25 protein-coding genes are annotated in these 25,272 nt (G+C 64.6%); 14 read left to right on the top strand and 11 right to left on the bottom strand.

The features are described 5' to 3' along the window. From SINAR_RS0105140 to SINAR_RS0105130, 3 genes are all read right to left on the bottom strand, one after another. The gene (locus tag SINAR_RS0105140) at positions 1 to 1,074 is read right to left on the bottom strand and encodes a glycosyltransferase family 4 protein (RefSeq protein ID WP_419761324.1); all 1,074 of its coding nucleotides are present in this window, start codon (positions 1,072 to 1,074) and stop codon (positions 1 to 3) included. Between the two features lie 74 nt (positions 1,075 to 1,148). Then, entirely contained in the window at positions 1,149 to 2,270 is a 1,122-nt protein-coding gene (locus SINAR_RS0105135; RefSeq protein WP_027998076.1) for an NAD-dependent epimerase/dehydratase family protein, read from the bottom strand. Continuing rightward, positions 2,267 to 3,373: an NAD-dependent epimerase/dehydratase family protein gene (locus SINAR_RS0105130; RefSeq protein ID WP_027998075.1), complete on the bottom strand. Its 1,107-nt coding sequence runs from the start codon at positions 3,371 to 3,373 to the stop codon at positions 2,267 to 2,269. Before SINAR_RS0105130 ends, SINAR_RS0105135 begins: the two co-directional genes overlap by 4 nt. Before the next feature lie 328 nt (positions 3,374 to 3,701). Here SINAR_RS0105130 and SINAR_RS0105125 point away from each other — a divergent pair, with 328 nt between their 5' ends. After that, positions 3,702 to 4,694 (top strand): MDR/zinc-dependent alcohol dehydrogenase-like family protein, encoded by a 993-nt coding sequence (locus tag SINAR_RS0105125; protein WP_027998074.1) that lies wholly within the window; start codon positions 3,702 to 3,704, stop codon positions 4,692 to 4,694. Beyond that, on the top strand, positions 4,687 to 5,712 hold the full coding sequence (locus tag SINAR_RS0105120) for a Gfo/Idh/MocA family protein (RefSeq protein WP_027998073.1): 1,026 nt from the start codon (positions 4,687 to 4,689) through the stop codon (positions 5,710 to 5,712). Before SINAR_RS0105125 ends, SINAR_RS0105120 begins: the two co-directional genes overlap by 8 nt. Before the next feature lie 21 nt (positions 5,713 to 5,733). On the opposite strand, the gene SINAR_RS0105115 is transcribed toward SINAR_RS0105120, so the two are convergent. Continuing rightward, positions 5,734 to 7,473, bottom strand: a complete 1,740-nt coding sequence (locus SINAR_RS0105115) for a protein kinase family protein (protein WP_027998072.1) — start codon at positions 7,471 to 7,473, stop codon at positions 5,734 to 5,736. Positions 7,474 to 7,623: 150 nt separating this feature from the next. Here SINAR_RS0105115 and SINAR_RS0105110 point away from each other — a divergent pair, with 150 nt between their 5' ends. The 3 genes from SINAR_RS0105110 to SINAR_RS0105100 all read left to right on the top strand — a co-directional run bounded on the left by SINAR_RS0105110 (position 7,624) and on the right by SINAR_RS0105100 (position 10,355). Beyond that, on the top strand, positions 7,624 to 8,727 hold the full coding sequence (locus tag SINAR_RS0105110; RefSeq protein ID WP_027998071.1) for an inositol-3-phosphate synthase: 1,104 nt from the start codon (positions 7,624 to 7,626) through the stop codon (positions 8,725 to 8,727). Continuing rightward, a complete protein-coding gene (locus tag SINAR_RS0105105; RefSeq protein WP_027998070.1) occupies positions 8,724 to 9,323 on the top strand; it encodes a histidine phosphatase family protein in 600 nt (199 codons plus the stop codon). The genes SINAR_RS0105110 and SINAR_RS0105105 overlap by 4 nt, the downstream gene beginning before the upstream one ends. A 69-nt stretch (positions 9,324 to 9,392) precedes the next feature. Continuing rightward, on the top strand, positions 9,393 to 10,355 hold the full coding sequence (locus SINAR_RS0105100) for a glycoside hydrolase 5 family protein (protein ID WP_027998069.1): 963 nt from the start codon (positions 9,393 to 9,395) through the stop codon (positions 10,353 to 10,355). Here SINAR_RS0105100 and SINAR_RS0105095 read toward each other — a convergent pair. From SINAR_RS0105095 to SINAR_RS0105075, 5 genes are all read right to left on the bottom strand, one after another. Next, complete coding sequence (locus tag SINAR_RS0105095) at positions 10,268 to 11,692, bottom strand: Coenzyme F420 hydrogenase/dehydrogenase, beta subunit C-terminal domain (protein ID WP_027998068.1); 1,425 nt, start codon at positions 11,690 to 11,692, stop codon at positions 10,268 to 10,270. The two genes, SINAR_RS0105100 and SINAR_RS0105095, sit on opposite strands and share 88 nt — an antisense overlap. Then, a complete protein-coding gene (locus SINAR_RS0105090; RefSeq protein WP_027998067.1) occupies positions 11,679 to 12,743 on the bottom strand; it encodes a polysaccharide pyruvyl transferase family protein in 1,065 nt (354 codons plus the stop codon). The genes SINAR_RS0105095 and SINAR_RS0105090 overlap by 14 nt, the downstream gene beginning before the upstream one ends. 48 nt (positions 12,744 to 12,791) lie before the next feature. Next, positions 12,792 to 13,067 carry a hypothetical protein gene (locus tag SINAR_RS0105085; RefSeq protein ID WP_027998066.1) on the bottom strand — a complete coding sequence of 92 codons (276 nt, stop codon included), beginning with the start codon at positions 13,065 to 13,067 and terminating at the stop codon, positions 12,792 to 12,794. A 176-nt stretch (positions 13,068 to 13,243) separates the two neighbouring features. Continuing rightward, the gene (locus SINAR_RS0105080; protein WP_027998065.1) at positions 13,244 to 13,795 is read right to left on the bottom strand and encodes a DUF1003 domain-containing protein; all 552 of its coding nucleotides are present in this window, start codon (positions 13,793 to 13,795) and stop codon (positions 13,244 to 13,246) included. 147 nt (positions 13,796 to 13,942) lie between these two features. Then, positions 13,943 to 14,392: an SRPBCC family protein gene (locus SINAR_RS0105075; RefSeq protein ID WP_027998064.1), complete on the bottom strand. Its 450-nt coding sequence runs from the start codon at positions 14,390 to 14,392 to the stop codon at positions 13,943 to 13,945. Positions 14,393 to 14,562: 170 nt separating this feature from the next. Here SINAR_RS0105075 and SINAR_RS0105070 point away from each other — a divergent pair, with 170 nt between their 5' ends. The 3 genes from SINAR_RS0105070 to SINAR_RS0105060 all read left to right on the top strand — a co-directional run bounded on the left by SINAR_RS0105070 (position 14,563) and on the right by SINAR_RS0105060 (position 17,597). Further along, the gene (locus SINAR_RS0105070; RefSeq protein ID WP_027998063.1) at positions 14,563 to 15,621 is read left to right on the top strand and encodes an adenylate/guanylate cyclase domain-containing protein; all 1,059 of its coding nucleotides are present in this window, start codon (positions 14,563 to 14,565) and stop codon (positions 15,619 to 15,621) included. Between the two features lie 181 nt (positions 15,622 to 15,802). Next, positions 15,803 to 16,513 carry a GntR family transcriptional regulator gene (locus tag SINAR_RS0105065; RefSeq protein WP_027998062.1) on the top strand — a complete coding sequence of 237 codons (711 nt, stop codon included), beginning with the start codon at positions 15,803 to 15,805 and terminating at the stop codon, positions 16,511 to 16,513. A gap of 121 nt (positions 16,514 to 16,634) precedes the next feature. Next, positions 16,635 to 17,597, top strand: coding sequence for a dihydrodipicolinate synthase family protein (locus SINAR_RS0105060; protein WP_027998061.1), 963 nt, complete (start codon positions 16,635 to 16,637; stop codon positions 17,595 to 17,597). A 90-nt stretch (positions 17,598 to 17,687) separates the two neighbouring features. On the opposite strand, the gene SINAR_RS0105055 is transcribed toward SINAR_RS0105060, so the two are convergent. Together SINAR_RS0105055 and SINAR_RS0105050 are read right to left on the bottom strand one after the other, a co-directional pair. Then, positions 17,688 to 18,059 carry a YkvA family protein gene (locus SINAR_RS0105055; protein WP_027998060.1) on the bottom strand — a complete coding sequence of 124 codons (372 nt, stop codon included), beginning with the start codon at positions 18,057 to 18,059 and terminating at the stop codon, positions 17,688 to 17,690. A gap of 58 nt (positions 18,060 to 18,117) precedes the next feature. Further along, on the bottom strand, positions 18,118 to 19,155 hold the full coding sequence (locus tag SINAR_RS0105050) for an Ldh family oxidoreductase (protein ID WP_027998059.1): 1,038 nt from the start codon (positions 19,153 to 19,155) through the stop codon (positions 18,118 to 18,120). Positions 19,156 to 19,400: 245 nt separating this feature from the next. Here SINAR_RS0105050 and SINAR_RS0105045 point away from each other — a divergent pair, with 245 nt between their 5' ends. From SINAR_RS0105045 to SINAR_RS0105020, 6 genes are all read left to right on the top strand, one after another. Then, positions 19,401 to 20,918: an aldehyde dehydrogenase (NADP(+)) gene (locus SINAR_RS0105045; protein WP_027998058.1), complete on the top strand. Its 1,518-nt coding sequence runs from the start codon at positions 19,401 to 19,403 to the stop codon at positions 20,916 to 20,918. 184 nt (positions 20,919 to 21,102) lie between these two features. Beyond that, positions 21,103 to 21,909 carry an ABC transporter substrate-binding protein gene (locus SINAR_RS0105040; RefSeq protein ID WP_027998057.1) on the top strand — a complete coding sequence of 269 codons (807 nt, stop codon included), beginning with the start codon at positions 21,103 to 21,105 and terminating at the stop codon, positions 21,907 to 21,909. Between the two features lie 67 nt (positions 21,910 to 21,976). After that, a complete protein-coding gene (locus SINAR_RS0105035; protein WP_027998056.1) occupies positions 21,977 to 22,642 on the top strand; it encodes an amino acid ABC transporter permease in 666 nt (221 codons plus the stop codon). Between the two features lie 12 nt (positions 22,643 to 22,654). Next, positions 22,655 to 23,308, top strand: coding sequence for an amino acid ABC transporter permease (locus tag SINAR_RS0105030; protein ID WP_027998055.1), 654 nt, complete (start codon positions 22,655 to 22,657; stop codon positions 23,306 to 23,308). After that, on the top strand, positions 23,301 to 24,023 hold the full coding sequence (locus SINAR_RS0105025) for an amino acid ABC transporter ATP-binding protein (protein WP_027998054.1): 723 nt from the start codon (positions 23,301 to 23,303) through the stop codon (positions 24,021 to 24,023). The genes SINAR_RS0105030 and SINAR_RS0105025 overlap by 8 nt, the downstream gene beginning before the upstream one ends. Continuing rightward, complete coding sequence (locus SINAR_RS0105020; protein WP_027998053.1) at positions 24,023 to 25,264, top strand: NAD(P)/FAD-dependent oxidoreductase; 1,242 nt, start codon at positions 24,023 to 24,025, stop codon at positions 25,262 to 25,264. The genes SINAR_RS0105025 and SINAR_RS0105020 overlap by 1 nt, the downstream gene beginning before the upstream one ends. Positions 25,265 to 25,272: the final 8 nt, after the last annotated feature.

Below are 25,272 nucleotides of genomic sequence, written 5' to 3'. Positions count from 1 at the left end.
TCACTCCGCTGCCGTCAAACGATTTGATCCGCGCGTCACACGCCGGTAGGCGGCAAACATCGCATCGCGCTGGGTCTTGAGGGAGAAATCGGCCGAGCGCATCTGTGCCCGGCGCCCGAGGTCCTTCCTGAGCTCTGCATCCCGCGCCAACCGGTTGACCGCCTGGGCAAAGGCTTGGGGATCGCCGGGGTCGGCGAAAAGGGCGGCTCCGTCCCAGAGCTCGCGATAGGTCTCGATGTCGGCGAGAACCAGTGCCGCGCCGGCACGTGCCGCCTCCAACGCCACCAGGCCGAAGGGTTCGTAGAGCGATGGAGAGACGACGATCGCGGCCTTCGACATGAGCGACATCGCCCGATCATGGCTGAGTTCGCCCTTGTGGTCGGCATGCATGATCGTCAGGCGCTGTCCGTTCGGCCCCTCACAGGCACCGGCCATCACAACCGGCCAGCTAATGTCGGCGGCGGCCCTGTCGAGTACGGCGCCGTTCTTGCCTTCGTCCCACCAGCGACCGGCTGCCAGAACGAAGTTTTCCTTGGCGGTGACTGAGCATGCGTCCCGGCTCGCATTGTAGACGACTGCGAGATCGTGAATTGGACCGTAGGAGCGCGTCAGGGACGCGGCATGGCTTCGGCTCGGCGCGAGCACCAGGTCGGCTCGGTCGAATCCCAGCCGGTTCAATCGCTTCTGCCAGCGCCAGGCGTCAGGCAACCCGCATCCGCGCACCGCCTCGAACCAGGTGGCGACACAGGAATGCGAGAAGGTGACGACGGGTATCTCGGCCGCTATTCCCGCGGCTTGAGACGGCAGGTTGAGGTGCAGGAGATCGATGGAATGCTTGAGTGCAAGTTCGCCCAGGAGCTCCGGAACGCGGTCGAGTTCGCTCTCGTCCTCGGCCATCCAGTCGAGCGGCGCTGTCAGCCATTCGAATCCGCCGATGCGGCTCGCCTCGCGCCGCTGCTCAGCGGAAGGTTCCGGGCCGAGGCCGACGATCAGCGTCTCCACGCCGGAAGCCCGCATGGCTTCGGCGAGATCCACCGCATAGCGCCACACGCCGCCCACCGCATCGACGGTCATCAACACCCGTCGCGGCAGCGAGTCCGGGGCGTTGTGGCGGACTTCGAATGTCGCAGCGGTAGCGGTGCAAAGGCTCATGCGGTGACCCTCCGCGGCAGATGCCGGATCCTGCTGACCTCGCCCCAATCGTCGTGAAGCCAGGCGTAGAGATCGCGCAGGCCTTCCCGCCATGGTACTCCGGCCTTCCAGCCGAGCGCATCGGCGATCGCGCGCGTATCGGCGACGAAGTACAGCTGGTCCCCGGCGCGCCAGTCGCTTTTTGCCGTCGAGAGCCGGCGGCCGGTCAACAGCTCGATCTCGCTCAGCACCTCGGCAATGCTGACGGCGTTGCCGGGCCCGCCTCCGAGATTGAAGGCGCGCCCTTTCAGGCGGTCGATCGATTTCAGGACCGCCCGATAGGCTGCGACCGCATCGGTGACATGCAGAATGTCGCGGACCTGCTTGCCGTCGCCATAGATCGAAATCGGTTCGCCGGCGAGCGCGCGAATGAGGAAATGGGCAACCCAGCCCTGGTCCTCGGTGCCGAACTGCCTCGGACCATAGACGCAGCTCATCCTGAGCACGGCCGTAGGCAAGCCAAAGGAGCGGGCATAATCCAGCACATACTGGTCAGCGACGCCCTTCGAGCAGCCGTAGGGCGTGCAGAAATCGAGCGATTGGTCCTCGCCGACGCCATGCTCGCGCGTCGCCTCTCCGGCCGGCATATAGCGGCCCGCGACGTCCCTCATCTCCATGTGCCCGAGGGCGCCATAGACCTTGTTGGTGCTGGCGAAGATGACGGGGGCGCGCCGCCCGGCCAGGCGAGCCGCCTCGAGTACGTTAAGCGTGCCGCGCGCATTCGTCTCGAAATCCTCGGTCGGCCGCTCGAGGCTGGTGGTTACCGCCGTCTGCGCCGCGAAATGAAATACGGCCTTGGCGTTCCTGAAGGCAGGTTCGATCGCCGCGCGGTCCCGAATATCGGCGATCAAAGTCTCGACGGCACGGCCGTGAGTGCTTACCAGCCATTCGAGGTTTCGCTCGACGCCGGCGCGGCTGAGATTGTCGAGAACGATCACGTGCTCGCCGTCGCGCAGAAAACTGTCGGCGAGATTGCTACCGAGGAAGCCGCTGCCGCCAACGACCAGGATCGGCGCCGCCTTGCCTGGGAGGGCAGGCGTCGCCAGATGCTGTTTTGTGCCGACGGTCCGGCCGCTCATAGGACCAGCCCCCGTGCTTCCAGATGGCGTTTCATCTCGGCGGCGCGGTCGATGGCGCCTGCGTTGCGGACCCATTGTGCGAAATCGGCGAGGGATTCCTCGAGCCGGTGGACCGGTTCGAAGCCGAGGAGTTCGCGCGCCTTGGCAATATCGGCGAAGCAATTGCGGATATCGCCGGAACGGGCCTTATTCATGATCTCCGGCTCGATCTCCGCTACGCCCATGGCTTCGGCAAGCAACGAGGCGACATCGGCAATGGCGTAGGCGTGCCCGCTGCCGACATTGATCACGTGGCCGGCGGCCTGCGGCTGTTCGAGCGCGAGCCGGAAAGCGCGCGCCACGTCGCGGACATGAACGAAGTCACGTTTCTGGCGCCCGTCCTCGAAGACCATCGGCGATTGCCCGTTGGCGAGCCGCGAGGCAAAGTTGGCTAGAACGCCGGTATAGGGATTGGAAAGCGCCTGCCCGGCGCCGTAGACGTTGAAAAGCCGCAGCGCCACCGCGTCTATGCCATAGGCCTCCCCGAATATGAGGACCTGCCGCTCCTGCGCATATTTCGTAAGCGCGTAGATGGACGCGAGATCGACGGGCTTGTGCTCGTCGGTCGCGATAGGCCTCAGGTTCTCGCCGTCGGGACCGGAGGGATTCCATGTGCCGGCCTTGATCTCGGCGGGGGACCGACGGATATGCGCGCGACGCTCACCGGCCGCCGTCTCGTACAGGCCCTCGCCGTAAACGCTCATGGAAGAGGCGACGACGATCCGCCGGATCGGCATGCCGATCATCGCCTCGAGCAGGACGGCGGTGCCCAGGTCGTTCACGCCCACATAGCGGGCGATTTCGTACATCGACTGTCCGACTCCGACTTCCGCGGCAAGATGGATGACGTGACTGACGTCCTTCAGTGCGCTTTTCACTGCGTCTGCGTCGCATATGTCCGCGCGCCGCATGTCTACTTCCGGTGGCAGCGTGATTTGCGCATCCGCGTGGACCTGATCGTTCAGCGCATCGAGGACGCGCAGCTCGTAGTTCCTTGAGAGAAGCTCTTCGACCACATGTCGGCCTATGAAGCCGCAGCCGCCGGTAACAAGTACTTTTGTCATAATGCACCTGACGATGACCAATCAGAGATAGAGACAAACCTCCAACAAACCTGCGTCGCAAATGTTCCTTCTTCTTTGACTTCTTCTTTGATGTTCTTCTTTGATCCCCAGCCGGGCGTTGCCCATGCCAAGGTACAAACCTCTCTTTCGCGGGAGTGTTCCACGCGAACTGCGGGCACCAGGAACAAAAGCTGCAACATCAAGTTAAGGGCGGAAGGCTCTTGAACATTGCTCAGAGCCTGCTTTGGTCGGGGCAGGGGCGGGTCCGAGGGACCTCGCAATGCCTTTTCGGGCTGCCGACAGGTCTCCACCGAGGGAAGGAGCTGACATGAACATCAGCATATCTCAGCGGACGGACACGATGTCCGCCGCTATCGTAACCGGGCCGGGCACGCTGCGCATAGAGACGTTGCCGTTGCCGCAGCCCGATCGCGGCCAGGTCCGGATAAGGCTCGAAGGCTGCGGCGTCTGCGCCTCCAATCTCGTTCCCTGGTCGGGTCCGGAATGGATGCAGTTTCCGACGGAACCGGGGGCGCTCGGCCACGAGGGCTGGGGAGTAATCGACGCGGTCGGCGAGGACGTGCAGGGCTTCGCGCCGGGCGATCGCGTCGCGGCACTTTCCTACCATGCCTATGCCACGCACGATATCGCCGATCAGAGCGCGATCGCGCCCTTGCCGACGGCCCTTGCCGGTCAGCCGTTTCCCGGCGAACCGCTTGGCTGTGCCTTCAACATCTTCCGGCGGAGCGGGATCACTCCTGGAGAGACCGTGGCGATCGTCGGCATCGGCTTTCTCGGGATTCTTCTGACCGAGCTTGCGAGCGCCGCGGGCGCACGGGTGATAGCCATATCGCGCAGGCCGTCTTCACTCGCCGCGGCCAAGCAGGCCGGTGCGGGCGCAGCGATTGCCATGGACGATCACTGGCGGATCATCGAGGAAGTGAAGCAACTGACTGACGGGCGCTTGTGCGATTGCGTCATGGAGGCGGTCGGCAAACAGTGGCCACTCGATCTGGCCGGCGAATTGACGAAGGAGCGCGGCAGACTCGTTGTTGCAGGCTATCATCAGGACGGTCCGCGGCAGGTGAACATGCAGCTCTGGAACTGGCGCGGCCTCGACGTGATCAATGCTCACGAACGCGATCCCGCCGTCTACATGCGCGGCATAAACGAGGCGATCGAGGCGACCGCGGCAGGGCGGATTTCTCCCTCGCGGCTCTACACCCATCGGTTCGCGCTCGAAGAACTCGCCGCCGCACTCGACATGACGCGCGACCGGCCGGAAGATTTCATCAAAGCGCTGGTGATCTGCGATGAGTGACGCGATGCAGCTTGCAACGAGCCCGAAGGCCACCATCCGCCCCCGCGTCGGCTTTCTCGGCGTCGGAAGAATTGGCTTCCACCGGATGAAAGCGGTGGTCGAGACCGGTTCCGTCGAAACCGTCGCCATCTTCGACCCCTCGCCCGAAATGGCCGCGGCGGCGCGCGAGCTGACGCCGGAGGCCTCGGTTGTGAACTCGCTCGAGGCACTGCTCGACCAAGAGCTCGACGGCATCGTCATCGCCTCGCCAAGCGCGCTCCACGCCGCCCAGTCGATCGTAGCCCTGGAGCAGGGCGTGGCTGTCTTCTGCCAGAAGCCGCTCGGGCGCACGCGCGACGAGACCGCGGCCGTGGTCGAAACGGCCCGACACGTCGACAGGCTCCTGAGCGTCGATCTTTCCTATCGCTACACCGACGGAATGCGGCAGATCCGCGATTTGATCGCTTCCGGCGAACTCGGAACGGTATTCGCCGTGGACCTCACCTTTCACAATGCCTACGGGCCGAGCAAGCCGTGGTTCTACGACAAGGCGCTTTCCGGCGGCGGCTGCGTCATAGACCTCGGCGTGCACCTGGTCGATTTGCTTCTCTGGGTCCTCGGGTTCCCGGACGTCGTCCGGGTGGAGAGCAGGCTCTTCGCCAAGGGTCTTCCCATCCGCCCGGATGGTGACGAGGTTGAGGATTACGCCGTCGCTACCGTCGAACTGGCGAGCGGCGTCATCGCCCGGGTAGCATGTTCGTGGCATCTGCAGGCCGGATGCGACGCGGTGATAAGCGCCGATTTCTACGGCACCGAAGGCGGCGCCAGCCTGAGAAACGTCAACGGATCGTATCTGGACTTCACAGCCGAACGCTATCGCGGCACCCAGCGGGAGGTGCTGACGGTTCCGCCCGACGCCTGGGGTGGACGTGCGGCGGCCAGCTGGGCCGAGCGCTTGGCTGCAGGGGAACGCTTCGATCCCGGCAGCGAATATCTGGTCACGGTAGCGGATGTGCTCGATAGGATTTACGGCCGGTAGCGCAGATGCGAAAGCCGCAGATCATACGATGCGGTATCGAAGGAGCCTCGCATAGCGCGCGGTGGCGGCGTCCAGCCGGGGGACTTCCTCGGAGGCGGCCGCTGGCCTTGCCGAGGCCCACAGACCGAGCTGGAATGCGAGATAGCAGATTTCGAAGATCTCCTGCAGCCCGGCGTTGACACTGCGCGAGCAACCATCGGAAACGGCTGCGCGGAGCTCGGCCGTCTCCTGCGCCGTCAGGTCGAGTTCGACGTACGCTCCCGCAATGTCCCAGCCGATGTCCTGGCAGCCGATGAGGTCATGGGCATTGCTGTGGTCGAGCGCGTCGGTCTTGAGAAAATACCGGTCTCCTTCGACGAGCCACTCCCACGCGTGAAGCCGGTTGTCCGTATCGGCCGGCATGATTGCCGATTTGTATCGCCCGGCATCGCCAAGCCTGCTCCTCAGTCGTGACGCCGCCGCCGAGCCCAGTGCCTCTTTGGTGTTGATCGCCGCCATCTCGCATAATTTGGAAAGCGAGGCTCCGTGCGTTGCCGGCGGGAACTTTCGCGCCCGGAAGGACAGATAGCGGCCGAGATGCGCGAGGAAGGCCGGCCGCCGGAATTCCGGCGGCACCATCGGTCTCGCCGCAACCCATTTCTGAACGAGAAAACCATGGCACAATCCGGCGACCGGGGGCGCGAAGCCTGCCTCGGCAAGAAGACGCGCCTTTTCGAGCTTGCGCTGCCCGGCGTCGCCAAGGCCGGCAAACTTAACGAGCCAGGCACCGTCGGCCGCGTGCGCCAGGAATTTCCTGCGCTCGAACCTGCAGTCGACGGGGGGCCAGCGATCGCGTGGCAGCGCCTTGCGCCATGAGCCGGCTGAGATATCCTCGAGCGGCCGTTCGAGCGGTCCGACGAGGCGAGCGACCCAATCGGCGAGGTGGCGCGGAGAGCGGACGGGCTTGATCAGGAGATCGTCGGCGTCGACGACATGGCGCGGCCCCGCGGTCCAGCGCTCGCGGTGCCGGGCGCAGGATTGCGGACCGAGGCCGCCTTTGTGGCTGGGGAAGAAATGAATGCGCCTGTCGCTGACGCCGTGATCCTCCAGCCAATCCGCGACGCATCCGAAGGAGCTGCCGGAAAGGCCGGGTCCTTCGTCGACGATCGCGAAATCGGCCGCCTGGTCGCGCAGCAGCCGTTCCTTAAGCTGCGGCGCGATTGCAAGCCGCCTTCGGAAGGGATCGCCAACGGGCCGCAGCGTGAGCTGCGGCGCGGCACCGATGGCAGCCGCGACAATGGCCGAGAGCGTTGTCCCGATGCTGCGCAGGCCGATCACCACGGTATTGGCCGGAAGCCCGGAACCTGCCGCGGCCTCGAGATAGCTCTCCGGGTAAAGAGCGTAGAAGGCATAGCCTTCCGGCTCGCGAATATTGAGGGGAAGCGGTTCCGGTCTGTCCGCCAGCGCGCTTTTAACGCGGGAGGGCACGACCACCGGTCCGGCGAAGCTCTTGCGCCAGGACCCGACGACGAGCCCGGCAAGGTCGAGGAGGAGGCGGTCGCCGGTCCTGCGCGATGCGGAGAATTCGTCGGCCCCCGTATGCTTCAGCTCCAGATCGGCAATCCCCTGGACGAGTTCCCCGGCCCTGAGCAGGACGGCGACGAGCTCGGCGTGCCGCTCGAAACCCGCCGGCTGACGTTCGACCGCCCGCAGCCTTGAGGCGATCTCCGCACACAGCATGTCGGAGCGCTCCAAGCGCTCTGTGTCACCGTATACGAGCATGAATTTTCGCTCACTTTGCTGTCCGTCCTTCAACGCGCTGCGGCTGAATTCGATCCGCGATGCGCGAGAAACGGGAGAATGAAGAAGGAACCAAACGGTTGCGCGCGGGTTTGGCAAGCATTGTAGATACTGCGCAGGAGTAGTGGACAGATGCGATCGAACTCCATTCGGGTCGGGCTGGTCGGTGTCGGGAATTGCGCATCATCCCTCGTCCAAGGGCTGACATTCTATCGTAACGCGAGGGAAGACGAGCCGGTTCCGGGGCTGATGCACACCAATCTCGGCGGATACCATGTCGGCGATATCGAGGTCTCCGCGGCTTTCGACGTCTCCGCTTCGAAGGTCGGCCGCGATGTTGCGGAAGCCATCTACGCGGCCCCCAACAATACGTTCCGCTTCGCAGAAGTTCCCTTGACCGGTGTGGTCGTCGAGCGCGGCAGAACGCTCGACGGTATCGGGCGGTATCTGCGCGAGGAGATCGAGGAGTCCGATGCGCCCGCTGCCGACGTCGCCGAGATCCTGCGGCGGACCGAAACCGACGTGCTCGTCTCCTATCTTCCCGTCGGTTCCGAGGTCGCCACGCGCTGGTATGCGGAGCAGGCGCTTGCCGCAGGTTGCGGTTTCGTGAACTGCATTCCCGTTTTCATCGCCTCGGACAGGTCGTGGCAACGGAAATTCGCCGAGCGCGGCCTGCCGCTTATCGGCGACGACATAAAGAGCCAGGTCGGCGCGACCATCGTGCACCGGTTGCTTGCCAATCTCTTTCGTGACCGGGGGGTGCGCATAGATCGGACCTACCAGCTCAATTTCGGCGGCAATACCGACTTCCTCAACATGCTCGAGCGGGAGCGCCTCGAATCGAAGAAGATTTCCAAGACCCAATCGGTCGTCAGCCAGATGGATATTCCTTTGGCTCCCGGCGATATTCACGTGGGCCCGAGCGATCACGTCCCTTGGCTTGCGGACCGCAAGTTCGCCTATATTCGCGTCGAGGGCACGACGTTCGGTAACGTTCCCCTCAACGTCGAGCTGAAGCTCGAAGTCTGGGACTCGCCGAATTCCGCCGGCGTCGTCATCGACGCGGTGCGCTGTGCCAAACTCGCGATCGATCGGAAGATGGCGGGACCGCTGATTGCCCCTTCGAGCTACTTCATGAAATCGCCGCCGCAGCAATTTACCGATGCCGAGGCGCGCAGGCGCCTGGAGGAATTCATCGCCGGCGACACCGACGTACTCCTGGGGGCGGCCGAGTGACGACCACTTTCCTTCTGGTGCGGCATGCCGCTCATGACAGGGTCGGCTGCTTTCTGGCCGGGCGGACCGGTGATGTGCCGCTCGGCGCTGCCGGCCGGCAGCAGGCGCAGCGGCTGGCGGCGCGCCTCGCCGGCGAAGGCATAGGCTCGATCTATGCCAGCCCGCGCAAGCGCACGCAGGAAACGGCTGCGGCGATCGCTGCGGCATCGGAGGGCGCAGAAGTTCTGACGACCGACGCGCTCGACGAGGTCGATTTCGGCGCCTGGTCGGGCAAAGCCTTCGACGTACTCGATACGGACCCGCTCTGGCGGCGATGGAACGCCATGCGAAGCCTCGTACGCGCTCCCGGCGGGGAGACGATGCTGGACGTGCAATGCCGGGTGGTGGGGCTAGTCGCGGCGCTGGCGCAGCGACACAGCCGGGAGAAGGTCGTCCTCGTGAGTCACGCGGACGTCATCAAGACCCTGATCTGCCATGTCCTCGGCCTTTCGGCCGACGCCTGGCCGCGCTTCGACATCGCGCCTGCCTCCGTCTCGGTGGCGGTGATGGGCGACTGGGGCGCGAAAATCCTGACGCTGAATGAAAACGTATCGTAGCTGGCCACGTCGCGCCGGTGTCGCGATGGCCGAGGACCGGCCCGGCTTTTCAGCAATTTGGAGGTACTCATGATCGAAGCCGCCATGATCTGGAACGAGCCGAACAACAAGTCGCATTGGGATCCGGAGGTCGATCCGGACTGGAGCCGTTTTGCCGATATGGCGAAGCTGGCCGCGGCGGCGATCCGGGAGGTCAACCCCGGGCTCACGCGCGTGCTCGGCGGAATTTCGCCGATCGATCCGGACTTCCTCGCACTGATGAAATCCCACGGCGTGCTTGACCACGTCGACGCCGTTGCGGCCCACGGCTTCCCGCTCGACTGGAACCTCTGGCAGATCCATGAATGGCCGCAGAAGCTCGATGAACTGAAGAGCGTCACCGAATTGCCGGTCTGGGTGAGCGAGGTCGGCGTCTCCACCTTCGGCGCCGAGGAAGTGCAGCTTTGGGGGTTGAAAAGAACCGCCGAACTGTTGAAGGGCCGGGTGGAACGGATCCAATGGTACAGCCTTTACGATCTGCCGCGGGCCTGGCCGGCGACGACGCGGCACAGGGAGGCAGAGGGTTCGTCCTATTACCGGCATTTCTACATGGGGCTGCTGCGCGAGGACGGCTCGCCGAAACTGGCGCTCGAGGAATTTGCACGGCACACGCCGGAGATCGGGCTCGTGCAATGGTTCCACTTCGAGGACCCGCGTCTTGAGGATGCCGTCGCCTGGATGAAGCGCCTCGGTGTCACATATCTGCGCACCGGGCTCTCCTGGGCCGATCGCTTCCGGCCGAACGCCCTCGAGTGGTTCGATCGCCAGATGGAGGCGCTCGAGGAATTCGACGTCACCGTCACGTTCTGCTTCACGCCCGAGCACCGGGGGGTTGCCCCGCACCACACGAGCGCGCCGCTCGTACCGGAGGAATTTGCCGAGTTCTGTGCCGAAATGACGGCGCGTTATGCGCCCGTCCCGTCGTCCTTCGACGCCCTGCGCCCTCGCATGGAGATGCCGTCGATGAGCTTTCCGATCCAACCGCGTGAATAAGCCACTCCCTGGTAGAGGGCGAGCATCGCCGACGCCCAGCGAATATAGGCGGCCGGTATCTTCAGGGCCCTGGCAAGCCAGAAGACCCGATGGCTTCCCGCGCTGATCGTGCTGCGCAGCCAGTAGACCAGCATCCGGCGTGCGGACAGTCCCTTCCACTTCGGGGCAACGCGTTTCCGCGGTCTTATGCCGGACCGCGGCCAGGCCAGCCGGAAGGCGAGCCCCTCCCGTCTTTGCCTGAAGCCGGCCGCCTGTGTCTCTATGACGAAAGCGCTGTCGACCTCGCTGAGTTCGAGCCTCCCCTGGTCGATCGCATCGGCCACGAGCGCGCGCAGGAGGGGTGAGCGAACGACGACGACATTCGTACCCCGGCCGTCGGAGGAATAGGGCTCGACCCAGGCATCGCCAAAGGAGATGTCGGCGGTTTCGGCAACCACGTCGTCGCAGAAATTGCAGGCGGAGTTCTGGAAAAATCCGGCTCCCCAGTCTCCGTCGACGAGGTGCCACCAGTCCTTGTTCCGCGTGCTTCCGTCCTTGAGCCGCAAATGGGCGGTGTACCAGTTCGCAGGTCTTCCTGGATCCTTGAGGCGGTAGTCCACGCTTTCCACGGTGTTCATTTCCGCGTCCATCTGCCAGGCGAAACTTTCGACGAAGCGTGTGCTCTTCATGTGCCCGCAGAAGAGGCCGATTGTGAAGGCAAGGCGCTCCTCGAGCACCGGCTCCTTGCGGCAGAGGAGATGGAGTGCCTTGATGAAGCAGGGGATCCCAACGACCGCATAGCGGCCGCGGTGGCGCTTCATTTCGGCGATCACGCCGGAAAGCTCCACCGGATAATAGCGCGACTTCGCGCCCTTGCGCAGGTCGTCCGCGGTCCGTGCGATCTGATACTCGAACAGACGCTCGCCGGCGCCTGAACAGGGGACCACATGCGCTACACCGTCGACCAGGTTCCTCTTCAGAAGCTCCGTGGCGGTCCAACTGGCCATGCCGCCGGAGCTGCCGTCCGCTCGAAAGGTGCCTTCGCGGACATGGCCGACATAGGCTATCTCGAAGCGGCCGATCCGCGGATCGTAAAATCGCGCCGATCCGAAGCGCGCCTCGGCGATCTGGTCTTCGCTGCGGGCGTGGGGCGAAAAGGGGCACAACTCGGCGAACCCGTCGGGGCGATGTGAAGTGGCCGGTTTGAGCTGGCCATAGCGGTCGAGACGCATCGCGGCGCTGCCGCCCGATTGCGCTACGCAGATGCCGCAACCGATGCAAAGCCCGGACTTGGCCATCTGCCCTGGCGAGAGCCAGACGCTCTTCGAGGCGGGTGCTGGGCGCTCAGGCGAGGACATCTGTGAGATATGTCCTTGATTGCCGGCGGAGTTCGGCGAGACGGTGCGCAACCGCCGCGCTCGGCGCTTCCGCGAGGAGTGTCTCGTAGTCCGCCTGCGGCGTTTCCTGCGACACCACGTGGCGTTCCGCGCCGGCCGCATGTGCGAGATCGGCAACCTTGTTGGAACGATAGTGGGACAGGGCCGTGACGAATGGCTTGGCATTGAGAAGGGAGAATACGCAGCCATGGAAGAAATTCGTCGCGACGGCCTCGGCACCGGCGATGCCGGCGGCGAACTCGTAGGGTCCGGCATCGAGCCATTGTTCGTCCGCCCAATCGTTGCGATAGCCGAAACTGACGAGGGGCAGCGAACGGGCTGTGGCCAGATGGCGAACCGCGTGCTGAAACCAGGGCGGGAACGAATGTCCGTAGACGGCGATATAGGGGCGCGAAGCCAGGGCATTCGGGCCGAAGGAGATCGTTTCGGGAAACTGCAGGCACGGATCGAGGACAAGCGTCGCCTCGCGCCCCACATCCTCCTCGATGATCGCTCTTGAGTTCCCGTCACGGACGGAAATTGCATCGAATTTCCGCAGCCTGTCGGCCCAGTATGGTTCGAGGCCATTGGCTGCGGGGTGGTTTCCGAACGTCGCGGCGTAGGAAACGATCTTCTTCGCGGCGAGGCTCTCTCCAAAGAAAACCGAGCAGCCGCCGTACCAGGGATGCCGCAAGTTCCAGACCTCGTCGCTGCCGACCACCACGATGTCGCACTCTTCGGCGCCGGCAGGGTCGTCAAGGGCGAAGGGCGCGCTCATCGGCAATGACGCCAGCGCGCTCTGAAATTTCCTGATCTTTGAAGCATAGCGCGGGATGTCCGCGCGCGGGGTTCTCGCCGGCAGGAGCGGCTGCATGGCGCAACGCCACTCGGCCCGCGTGACGCGGCTGGAATGATGGTCGAGGACAAGCGGGTTCGCGCCGAGCGAACGAAGGCCGTGGACAAGACATCGCGCCTGCCAGAATGATCCGAAATTGATGCAGCGGTGAAAGGTCAAAATGCCGAGTTTCGCCAACGGCCTTTGTCTCCTGGTCATGGAAGCGGGTCGGCAGGTCAGCCGGATTCAGTCGAAAATGGTCCCTTTCGCGCCCTCATATTCGCGCGCAAGCTCCTCGATCGCAGCCGAAGCCTCTTCGAACGTCCATCCGGCCTTCTCGGCTCGATGGGCGAGCGCGAGCAGGTCGCCGGTCAGTTCCCCGCTCATCGCCGCCACGATGCTGTCCTGCGACGTTGCCGCCAGGTCCGCAACGGCCGGCCGCAGAGCGGCAATGCAGTCCATCTGCCGACCGGGGTAATCGGAAGCGCGCTGCGGACGGGAAATGGCTTGTGACTCCTCCATCTCACTCTCCTTCGCTGTCGGTGATCGTTCTGAACATGCCGGTTGTTCCAAAAACCGCTGCAACTTTTGGCGACACGCATGGGCACTAATGGCGGACCAGGCCAATTGTTCCTGCGGCAAGAGTCGGAGCAGGGCGCTGGCAGGAAAACCGTGTCTCCCCCTAATTCCACTCCAGTCTAATCGCCCGGTCGGACCTTCCGGTCCTCCAGTCGGTTGAGGACCTCTTCGGGAGTGATCTCCTTGGCGAGCTCGCGGATATCCTCCTCGCCATCCACCTTCACACCGAGCCGGGCCGCAACCTCGCGAAGGAGTGCAAGCAGTTGCGTCGCCTCCTGCTCGGCAAGCAGAGAAATCTGCAGGTTGAGATCGGAGCGCTCGTCGTCCTTTTCCGCCATTCGATTCTGGCTGATCAGAACGAAGGTGGAAATGAAGATCGCCTCTACCGAGGCAACCATGGCGAGGACTGCGAAGGTCGGATCGAACACCGGCACGTTTGGAACCAGCCCGAGGTTTACGGCGATCCAGGCCCCGAACGCCAGGACATGCAGGCCGACGAAAGTCATGGAACCCGCAAAGTTCGTGATCGCCTGGGCGACCCTGTCGTGCGCCCTTCGTCCGCGCTCGTTTTCCTCGCGTCGCTTCAGAATCGCGCTTATGTTGCGCTCGAGTCGCGGCATGGCTCGAGCTGCGGACGATTGCTCCTCAGCGGGGTTCCTTCTCGTTGCCATCCGAACACTCGCGACACGTTGCGGTCCGCCTTGTTGCCGGCGGCTACCGGCAAACACATCAGGCTCCCCAAAGTTCCGCGCGGGGTGCAGCGGGGCGACGGCGGTCGGAAGGCACTTCTTCTGCCGGCCAGAGGCCGGATAAAGGACTCAATCCTTGCGGCCGTACCAGGGGTCGGGCCCCGGATCGCGCCCAGCCGCGACCGCGGTCAGCCGATCGAGGTAATGGGCCCAGCCTTCCGCATGACCGGCACATTGCTCGGCATTGGGAAGGCCCGAGTGGGTCAGCCGCACCAGCGTTCCGTCCGGCTGCTCGATCAGGTCGATCTCGACTAGGCTCGATCCCGGCGGCACGGCATCGCTGCCGTCCCAGCCGAAGCTGTAGGCCAGACGGTGCACCGGGACCACCTCGCGGAAGGAGCCGCGAGCGAAGCGTGCTCCGGTGACATTGACGAGGTAGAGCCCGCCCGGCTTCGGCTCGACCTCGGCCTCCGTTCCCATCCAGCGCAGGATCTTTTCGGGATCGGTGAGCAGGGCGAACACCGCGGCGGGCGGCGCCGAGACATGTGTCTCGCGGCGGACGACGAGGGCTTCTTGCATCGGACTCCCCTTCGGGTTGCCATCGAGCGCCGGCGGAACCAGGAGGGCCGGGCGCCGGATATGGACGGGGCCGATCATATCCCGGCTGGAGCGCCTGCGCCACTGCCTGCTGAGCGGACGGTGTCACAGATCGGCTCACATATTTCCTGCAACTGCTCTATGATCACCGCATGGATCTGCCCGCACCCCTCGCATGGCTTCTGGACGAGGCCGGCACCTCACCCGGCCCCGACCGGTTTTTGGCAGAGCTTGGAGACCGTCTGCTCGCCGACGGTCTTCCGCTGGCCGGCGGTGCCCTGACGCTGGCGGTACCGCATCCGATCATTGCCCGGCGCACCTGGCTTTGGCGAGCGGAGAACGGCGCGGTTATCGAGGCGCTCGGCTTTGCCGAAGGGCCGGTTGACCACGCCGGGCGAGACTGGCTGGCAGGGCTCGGTCCGGTGCAGGAGGACGTGGTCGGCCGGACGGGGGAGAACGTGGTGCTGGGCTGGGCCGGGAAGCGGCCGTTCGGCCCCGCCGAAGTCGAACGGCTGCGCCAGACGGCGCGTTTCGCCGCAGCACCCCTGGCCGCTTTGGCCGAACGATCGACACGCGCCGCCCTCCTCGAAGCCTATCTGGGCCGCCGCAGTGCAGCCCGTGTACAGGCGGGGGCGCTCAGCCGGGGTACCGGAGAGAGCATCCGCGCCGCGCTTCTCTATGCCGATCTGCGCAACTTCACGGCTCTCTCCGAGGAGAACGAGCCGGCCCTTGTGATCGCGGCGCTCAATGCCTGGTTCGACCGGCTTGCGGGTGCGATCCACGCTTTCGGAGGCGAGGTGCTCAAGTTCATCGGTGATGGCGTGCTGGCAATCTTCCCTGTCGCCGGTGCGCCCGCGGAGGCTTGCGATCGGGCGCTGCACGCGGTCGTTGCGGCCCGCGCCGGCATGGCGCATCTCGACGGCCTGCGCCAGGAGCAGGAGTTGCCGCCCTTGCGGTTCGGTACGGCGCTGCATCTCGGCGAGATATTGTGGGGCAATGTCGGGTCGATCGACCGGCTGGACTTCACCGCCATCGGTCCCGCCGTCAACCTGGTGAGCCGGCTGGAGGGATTGTGTCGGCCGCTCGGATACTCGGTGCTGATTTCGGGCGCGCTCGCCGCCGAGACCGCGACCCCGCTGGTGCCGCTCGGCGACCACGCATTGCGCGGCGTCGCGGCGCCCTGCGCGGTCTTCACCCTGCCGGATGCCTGAATGGCAATCGGTGCCTCTGCGGGCGAGAATGCCTGTCATGGTCCCATGCCGGATCATGACGGGCAGCGACGGTGGCGATTATTATCGGTAAATCGGCATCGATTCAGTGAAACATGCGGGAGAGCCCGTTGATCCTGTCATCGCGGAGAAGTATTTCTTTTGTCGACAAGAAGGAGGCTGCATGACCGACAACGATACCGAGACCAATTCGGTCCCCGAACGCAAGCGCGGTTCCGGCGTGAAGATGGTCTATGACCTTCTGCGCGATGAAATACTCGATCTGGTTCTGCCGCCCGGCAGCCCGATCGACGAAGTGCAGCTTGCCGAACGGTTCAAGATGTCGCGCACGCCGATCCGCGAGGCGCTGGTGCGGTTGGCGGGAGAGGGGCTGATCGCCACGCTCCCCAACAGATCGACGATGGTGTCGAACATCGATTTCCTGAACCTGCATACCTTCTTCGATGCGCTGGTGCTGATGTATCGCGTCACGACGCGTCTGGCGGCCGAACACCACCGCTCGGAGGATCTCGAGGTGATCCGCGCCCGCCAGGCCGAGTTCGCCGCAGCGGTTCAGGCGCAGGATGCGCTGGCAATGATCGCCACCAATGCCGCTTTCCATTCGGCCATCGCCGAGGCCGGTCGCAATCCCTATTTCACAGGGCTCTTCAACAGGCTTCTCGACGAGGGACGGCGGATACTCAGGCTCTACTATCAATCCTACGACGACCGGCTGCCGCAGCGCTTCGTCGACGAGCATGAGGACATGATCGCCGTTATCGCCGCCCGTGACGTCGAGGCGGCCGATCGTCTGGCGCGCACTCATGCGGAGCAGATCGTGCAGCAGATTCAAAAACTTTTCGCCCGCAACGACCGGCTCGAAATTGCCCTGTGAGCTCAGGACGATTTTTGTCGACAAATAAAATACAAATGGTATTTTCTTTTGGAAGCACAGACGAGGGCGCCGGTTCCGGCCCCCCTGTTTCTGCCATCCGTCAGGCCAATAGGAGTTTGAAATGAAGGCCAAGATTTTCTCGGGCGTGATCCCCGCCCTGATGACCCCTTGCAAGGAAGACCGCACGCCGGATTTCGATGCCCTTGTCCGCAAGGGCAAGGCGTTGATTGCCGATGGCATGTCGGCAGTCGTCTATTGCGGTTCGATGGGCGACTGGCCGCTCCTGACCGATGCGCAGCGCATGGAAGGCGTCGAGCGCCTGGTAAAGGCGGGCGTCCCCGTGATCGTCGGCACCGGTGCCGTCAACACCGCTTCGGCGGTCGCGCATGCGGCGCATGCCCAGAAGGTTGGCGCGCAGGGCCTGATGGTGATCCCCCGGGTGCTTTCGCGCGGGCCCTCGCTGGTCGCGCAGAAGGCGCATTTCAAGGCGATCCTGGCTGCAGCGCCGGACCTGCCCTCGGTGATCTACAACAGCCCCTATTACGGATTCGCGACCCGGGCCGATCTGTTCTTCGCCCTGCGCGCGGAGCATCCGAACCTCGTCGGCTTCAAGGAGTTCGGGGGCACGGCCGACATGCGCTATGCGGCCGAGCACATCACCAGCCGTGACGACGGCGTCTCGCTGATGATCGGCGTCGATACGGCTGTCTTCCACGGCTTCGTGAACTGTGGCGCGACCGGGGCCATCACCGGTATCGGCAACGTACTGCCGAAGGAGGTGATTCACCTCTGCAACCTGTCTCAGGCCGCCGCCGCCGGCGATGTCGATGCACGTCAGCGTGCACAGGAACTGGAGCAGGCGCTTGCGGTGCTTTCCTCCTTCGATGAGGGACCGGATCTCGTTCTCTATTTCAAGCATATGATGGTGCTGAAGGGAGACAAGGAATACACGCTCCACTTCAACGAGACCGACGCGCTGACCGAAAGCCAGCGCGGCTATGTCGAGGCACAGTTCAAGCTGTTCAACACCTGGTATGCCGAGTGGAGCAAGCTCCCGGGCGCCGTCGAGAAGTACAAGGCCTGATCGGGTCTTGAGATGAGGCCCTTCCCGCAAAGGGCCCTCGTTGTGACGCCGCGACGTGCGCGAAGCGGCGGCGTCACAACTCCATGGTGACTAGATCGCAATCCAGACCAACAGAGCCGCGATCAGAACCCAGGTCGCAACGACCGCAAAGAGACCGGCCCGGCTGGCCGGTCGTTCGGTGCGCTTAGCCGCTTCGGCGCGCAGATCGGCCAGGACGTCGTCCGGGATCAGAGTGAGCACGGCGACGATGCCGATCGGAACGATGACCACATCGTCGAGGTATCCCAATATCGGAATGAAGTCGGGTATCAGATCGATCGGCGACAAAGCATAGGCCGCGACCGCGCCGGCGGCCAGCTTGGCATACCACGGCACACGACGGTCACGCGCCGCCAGCCAAAGGACGACGACGTCCCGCTTGATGCCGCTTGCCCATTGGCGTGCCCGATCCAGCCACGTCATGTCTGCTGGTTCTCCTCCATTCCGCATCCCCGTGACCAGCGCGGGCGCCGGGCCGTCATTACGCCACGGCTTCGAGCCCGAGCGCAAGCAGCCGGTCGAGCTGGTCGATCTCGGCTTCGGTCAGCGTGATGCCTTGGGCCTCCGACATCGCGCGCGCGGCGAAGCGGCGCTGCGAAGGCAGGCGGGCGCCCTGGCCGACGATCGCTTCGAACAGCATCTCTGCCCGGGCGAAGGGATCTCCCGGCCTGCCGGCGGCGAAGGCCTGGGGGGAGAATGCGACGATCAATTCGCCGTGGAACGGGGCGAGAGTCGTGGTGCCGAGATAGTCCAGCACTTCGGGGCTGGTCAGGTCGCCGATCATGATGCCCGCCAGCAGCTCGATCATCGTGCCGATGGCCGAGCCCTTGTGCCCGCCGAAAGGCAGCATGGCGCCGGCGAGCGCAGCCTCGGGGTCGGTCGTCGGATTGCCGTCCGCGTCGATGGCCCAGCCCTCGGGCAGAGGCTTGCCCGCCCGGCGGTGCAGCTCGATCTCGCCTCGCGCCGCGACGGAGGTCGCGAAATCGAAGACGTAGGGCGGCTTGCCCGCGCGCGGCCAGCCGAAGGCGAAAGGGTTGGTGCCAAGCAGCGGCTTGTTGCCGCCGGTCGGCGCAACCGTCGCGTAGCTCGGGCACATGACGAGGCCGGCAAGCCCTTCTCCCGTGAGCGCTTCCGCTTCGGGCCAGAGCGCCGAAAAATGAGTGCAGTCATTGATGACGAGTGCGGCGATTCCGTGCTTGCGGGCCCGCTCTGCAAGCGCCGGCAGGCCAAGCTCGAAGGCGGGGTTTGCGAAACCGCCTCTGGCGTCTACCTTGACGATTGCAGACGCCTCCTGCCCAACGATTTCCGGCACCGCGTCCGGCTTGACCTTACCGGCCTTGACCGTGCGCAGCGCGCCCTCGATGCGGTAGACACCGTGTGACTTGCAGGCATCCCGCTCGCCGGCGACGATCACCCGGGCGAGCGCGCCCGCCTGGACCGCATTCAGGCCCGCCTTGCGGAAGATCGCCTCGACGCGCTCCTGAAGCGCGGCAATCGTAAGGGTGGTGGTCTCGCTCATATCTTGTCTCTCGTGCTGGGCCTGATTCAGGGACAGGCGGTTGATGTTCTGCATACATAGAGTATACAAACCCTTGGCAAGTGCAATTCGCCTGTTGGGCCGAAAGCTATGCGGTTCCGGAGCGGGCGAGGAAAGTGTATGCGATTTTTCGCCGGCAATCCCGCTTCGTTGCGGGAATCGACGCGTCTTTATGATCTTGTGCCGAATCGACCAAGATCATCGTGATCCAGAGAAAGGAAAGTCAGATGGTTTTCACCCCCAAAGGAAAACACCTCGTTGCGGGCGAATGGCTCGACGGGGCGGGCACCTTCGCTTCGGCTCCGGCGCACGGTCCGGCGCATGATTTTGCCGTCGGCACCGTGGAACTGGTGAACCGGGCCTGCGAGGCGGCCGAGGAAGCCTTCTGGACCTATGGCTATTCCTCGCGCAAGGAGCGCGCCGCATTCCTGCGTGCAATCGCCGACGAGATCGAGGCCCGGGCGGAGGCGATTACCGAGATCGGCAGCCAGGAAACCGGCCTGCCGGAGGCGCGGCTCAACGGCGAACGGGGCCGTACGACCGGGCAGCTCAGGCTCTTCGCCGACCATATCGAAAAGGGTGACTATCTCGACCGCCGCTTCGACGCAGCGCTGCCCGAGCGCCAGCCCGCACCCCGACCGGAGATACGGTTGATCCAGCGTCCCGTCGGCCCTGTCGCCGTCTTCGGTGCATCGAATTTCCCGCTGGCCTTTTCGACCGCCGGCGGCGATACGGCCGCCGCGCTCGCGGCGGGTTGCCCGGTGGTGGTCAAGGGCCATTCGGCGCATCCCGGCACCGGGGAGATCGTCGCCGAGGCAATCGAGGCCGCGATCCGCAAGACGGGAGTCCATGCCGGCGTCTTCTCGCTGATCCAGGGCGGCAGCCGTGACGTTGGCCACGCGCTGGTGCAGCATCCCCATATCAAGGCCGTCGGCTTCACCGGCTCGCTTGCCGGCGGACGCGCACTCTTCGATCTTTGCGCCGCGCGCCCCGAGCCGATTCCGTTCTTCGGTGAACTCGGCTCGGTGAACCCGATGTTCCTGTTGCCGGAAGCATTGAAGGCGCGTGCGGAAAGCCTGGGTCAGGGGTGGGCCGGATCGCTCACCATGGGCGCCGGGCAGTTCTGCACCAATCCGGGTATCGCCGTCGTCGCCGAAGGCGCGGACGCCGACCGCTTCACCGCCGCCGCTGTCGAGGCCCTGGCCAAGGTGGCGCCGCAAACCATGTTGACGGACGGTATCGCCAAGGCTTACCGCGACGGCCAGGCGCGGTTCGCGACGCGCAACGCCGTCAAGCCGCTGCTTGCGACCGAGTCATCGGGCCGTGACGCATCGCCGAATCTCTTCGAGACGACGGGTGCGCAGTTCCTGGCCGATCATGCGCTCGGCGAAGAGGTCTTCGGCCCACTCGGCTTGGTGGTCCGGGTGGGATCGACGGCCGAGATGGAAGAGCTCGCGCGCGGCTTCCAAGGTCAGCTGACCGCGACCATCCATATGGATGCAGGCGACCTGGAAACCGCGCGCAGGCTGCGCCCGATCCTGGAGCGCAAAGCGGGCCGGGTGCTGGTCAACGGTTTCCCGACGGGGGTTGAAGTGGTCGACTCGATGGTGCATGGGGGCCCCTATCCAGCCTCGACCAACTTCGGCGCAACCAGCGTCGGCACGATGTCGATCCGGCGTTTCCTGCGTCCGGTGGCGTACCAGAACATGCCGGAGGGCCTGCTGCCCGAGGACTTCCTCGCCTGATCCAGCCTGCCGGCTACGCAACAAAAGGGGCTTTTCCACAAGGGAAAGCCCCTTTTGATTGCGAAAATGGGTCCGGTTATATACGTTTTGTATACTATTTGTATTTTTGAATTGATTTGTTCCTCCTGACGCGGAATAGTGCGGACGCCGTCAAACCGGCTGACAACTCAGGGAGAGAACAATAATGAAGACCTCGGTCCTCGCCTTCGGCCTCGTCGCCGCCACCGCTCTGACGAGCCCCGCCCACGCCGACAAGCTGGATGACATCATCGCTTCGGGAACGCTGCGCTGCGCCGTGGTGCTCGACTTCCCGCCGATGGGCTCGCGCGACGAGAACAACGAGCCGATCGGCTTCGACGTGGATTACTGCAACGATCTGGCCAAGGCGCTGGGCGTCACCGCCGAGATCGTCGAGACGCCATTCCCCGAGCGCATTCCGGCGTTGATGTCGGGTCGTGTCGACGTCGGTGTCGCTTCCACCTCGGACACGCTCGAGCGCGCCAAGACCGTCGGCATGACGGTGCCCTACTTTGCCTTCGAAATGGCGGTCACCGCCAACGAGAAGTCCGGTATCAAGTCCTTCGAGGACATGAAGGGCAAGGTGGTCGGCGCCACCGCCGGCACCTATGAGGCCATCGCACTCGAAAACCAGGTCAAGGCCTGGGGCGAGGGCGAGTTCCGCCCCTACCAGACGCAGGCCGACGTATTCCTGGCGCTTAGCCAGGGCCAGCTCGACGCCACCGTCTCCACCTCGACCGTCGCGCAGTCCAACGTCAAGGGCGGCAAGTTCCCCGGCATCTCCGTGGTAGACAAGGCACCCTTCGACATCGACTACGTGGCGCTTTTCACCAACCGTGAGGAATACGGCTTCCTCGACTACCTCAACCTGTTCGTCAATCAGCAGGTTCGTACCGGCCGCTATGCCGAACTCTACGAGAAGTGGGTCGGTGGCGAGGCTCCGTCGCTGGCGGTGAACGGCGTTTATCGCTGATCCGAGGATCCTCCGACGGTGCGGGTAGTCCCCGCACCGTCGCCGCATTCCGAGGGGTGAGACGGGAATGTTCAACTACACCTTCCACTGGAACCAGGCGCTGAGGGCGTTGCCGCAGATGCTCGACGGTGCGGTGGTCACGCTGCAGGTCGCGGTGCTGTCGATGGTCATCGGTGTCGCCTGCGCGATCGCGCTCACCGTGTTCCGCCTGTCCGGCAGCCGCATCCTTGGCGGCATCGCCGCGACCTGGGTCGAGGTCGCGCGTAACACACCCGCGCTGTTCCAGATCTACATGGCCCATTTCGGCCTCGGCAACTTCGGGATCCACCTGAGCCCCTATACGGCGCTCCTGGTCGGGATCGCCTTCAACAATGCCGGCTATCTTGCCGAGAATTTCCGCGGCGCGCTCAAGGCCATTCCGGATACGCAGGCACGCGCAGGCCGGTCGCTCGGCATGACCTCGCTGCAGGCCTTCCGGCTGATCGTTCTGCCGCAGATGCTGCGCGTGGCCTTCCTGCCCGCGACCAACCAGATGGTCTGGGCCATCCTGATGACGTCGCTCGGCGTGACGGTCGGGATGAACACCGATCTCGCCGGTATCACGCAGGAGCTGAATGCCCGCTCGTTCCGCACATTCGAATTCTTCGCGCTCGCTGCGGTGATCTACTACCTGATCGCCAAGGCCGTCACGCTAGCCGCCCGGGCCTTCGCCTGGCGCATGTTCCGTTACTGAGAGAGGTGAGAGATGTTTGATACTGCCCTCACCTGGAACGATCTCGCCTTTCTCGCGCAGGGCGCGGGGATGACGCTGGCCGTCACCGCCGTCGCCGTCACCGCCGGCACGCTGCTTGGCATCCTCTTCGGGGTCATCCGTTTCCAGCTCGGACCCTATTGGTCGGCACCCCTCACTTTGCTGCTCGACGTGTTCCGCTCGGTGCCGCTGCTGATACAGCTCGTGCTCGGCAACGCCTTTCAGTCCATAATCAAGCTCGGCTGGGGCGCCTTCACCACCTCAGGAGTGGTGCTTTCGCTCTATACGGCGGCGTTCTGCGCGGAGATCGTCCGCGGCGGGATTTCCTCGGTGCCGGCGACGACCCGCCGCGCGGCGCGCTCTCTCGGCATGACCTGGTGGCAGGACATGCGCTACATCGTGGCGCCGCTTGCCACCCGCGTTTCGCTTCCGTCCTGGATCGGACTGACGCTCGGGGTGATGAAGGACTCCGCACTGGTGCTCTGGCTCGGTCTGGTCGAGCTCCTGCGTGCGTCGCAGATTCTCGTCACCCGTCTGCAGGAGCCGCTCTTCATCCTGCTGATCTGCGGCGCCATCTACTTCATCCTCAGCTTCCCCGTCGCCCGGCTTGGCGGGTATCTCGAAAAACGGTGGTCCCCCAATGATTGAGATCGAAAACGTCCGTAAATCCTTCAGCTCGCTGGAGGTTCTCAAGGGCATCAACCTGACCGTCAACAAGGGTGAAGTGGTCACCATCATCGGCGGCTCGGGCTCGGGCAAGTCGACGCTGCTCACCTGCATCAACGGGCTGGAGCCGATCGACTCCGGCCGGATCGTGATCGACGGCACAGATGTTCACGCCAAGGGCACGGATCTCAACAAGCTGCGCCGTAAGGTCGGCATCGTGTTTCAGCAGTGGAACGCCTTCCCGCATTTGACGGTGCTCGAAAACGTCATGCTCGCCCCGCGCAAGGTGCTCGGCCTTTCGAAGGACAAGGCCGAGGAGATCGCCGTGAAGCAGTTGACCCATGTCGGTCTTGGCGAGAAGCTCAAGGTTTACCCGAACCGCATGTCGGGCGGCCAGCAGCAGCGCATGGCGATCGCCCGGGCGCTCGCCATGTCGCCGGAATACATGCTGTTCGACGAGGTAACTTCGGCGCTCGACCCGATGCTGGTCGGCGAGGTGCTCGACACGCTGAAGATGCTGGCGGAAGAAGGAATGACGATGATCTGCGTCACGCATGAAATGGCCTTCGCCCGCGACGTATCGGATCGCGTGGCTTTCTTCCATCAGGGCGTGATGGCGGAGATCGGCGCGCCAGACCAGATCTTCGCCGCGCCGCAGAACGCCGAGACGCAGAAGTTCCTGGCGAGCGTACGGTAATGGCCGAAGCGGATGTCATTGTGGTCGGCGCGGGCGTCGTCGGCCTCTCGGCGGCGATCGCCGCCGTGACCCGGGGCCTGACGGTCACCGTGCTGGACCGCGAGGGACCGGCGGCCGGCGCATCCGCCGGCAATGCCGGGGCATTCGCCTTCACCGATATTCTGCCGCTTGCCTCGCCGGGTATTCTCAAAAAGGCGCCGAAATGGCTCCTGGATCCGCTCGGACCCCTGACCGTGCCGCCCGCCTATGCGCTGAAGATCGCGCCATGGATGTTCCGCTTCTGGCGTGCTTGCCAGCCGGGTCGCGTCGCCCATTCGACGGCTGCGCAGACTGCACTGATGGACCTGTCGAAAGCGGAACTCGAGCCCTTCCTCAGAGAGACCGGTACCGCCCCGATGCTGCGCAAGGAAGGCAACCTCCAGGTCTATGAGGGCGAGGCGGAATTCAAGGCCTCCCTTGCCGGCTGGAAAGCGCGTGAGGATCACGGCATCGAGTTCCGTCATCTCGATGCCGCGGGCATTGCCGAAATCCAGCCGGGCCTGGCGGCGCGTTTCACCCACGCCACCTTCACGCCCGGCTGGTACTCCATCGCCGATCCGAAGCTCTACACGCTTGCGCTTGCCGACCATTTCCGCATGATCGGCGGGGTGATCGAGCGCGCCGAGGTCACGGCGATGAAGCCCGTCGATGGCGGGGTCGAAGTCCTGTGCGTCGACGGCTGCACCCGGCGCGCGGCGCAGGTCGTGCTCTCGGCGGGCGCTTTCTCGCACCGCGTCGCGCGCACGCTCGGCGAAAGCATTCCGCTCGAAACCGAGCGCGGTTACAACACGACGCTTCTCGCCGACGCGTTCGACCTGCGCACGCAGATCACCTTCGGCGGCCATGGCTTCGTCGTGACACGGCTGTCGACCGGTATCCGGGTCGGCGGTGCGGTCGAACTCGGCGGGCTCGATCTGCCGCCGAACTTCCGCCGCTCGGAAGCGATGCTGAAGAAGGCGCAGGCCTTCCTGCCGGGGCTGAAGCCCCAAGGCGGAGTGCAGTGGATGGGCTTCCGGCCCTCACTGCCCGACAGCCTGCCCGCCATAGGCCGCGCCCGTGCGACGCCGCGGGTGATTTATGCCTTCGGTCACGGCCATCTGGGGCTCACCCAATCGGCGGGCACCGCAAGGATCGTCGCCGATCTCCTGACCGGCCGGGCTCCGGCCATCGACATTGCATCCTTTTCGCCGCAAAGATTCTGACAGAGGTT

Origin of the sequence: Sinorhizobium arboris LMG 14919 (assembly GCF_000427465.1) — a bacterium.
GTDB lineage: Bacteria > Pseudomonadota > Alphaproteobacteria > Rhizobiales > Rhizobiaceae > Sinorhizobium > Sinorhizobium arboris.
Note: the sequence above shows the minus strand (reverse complement) of the source record. Positions and strands in the feature narration are given on the sequence as shown.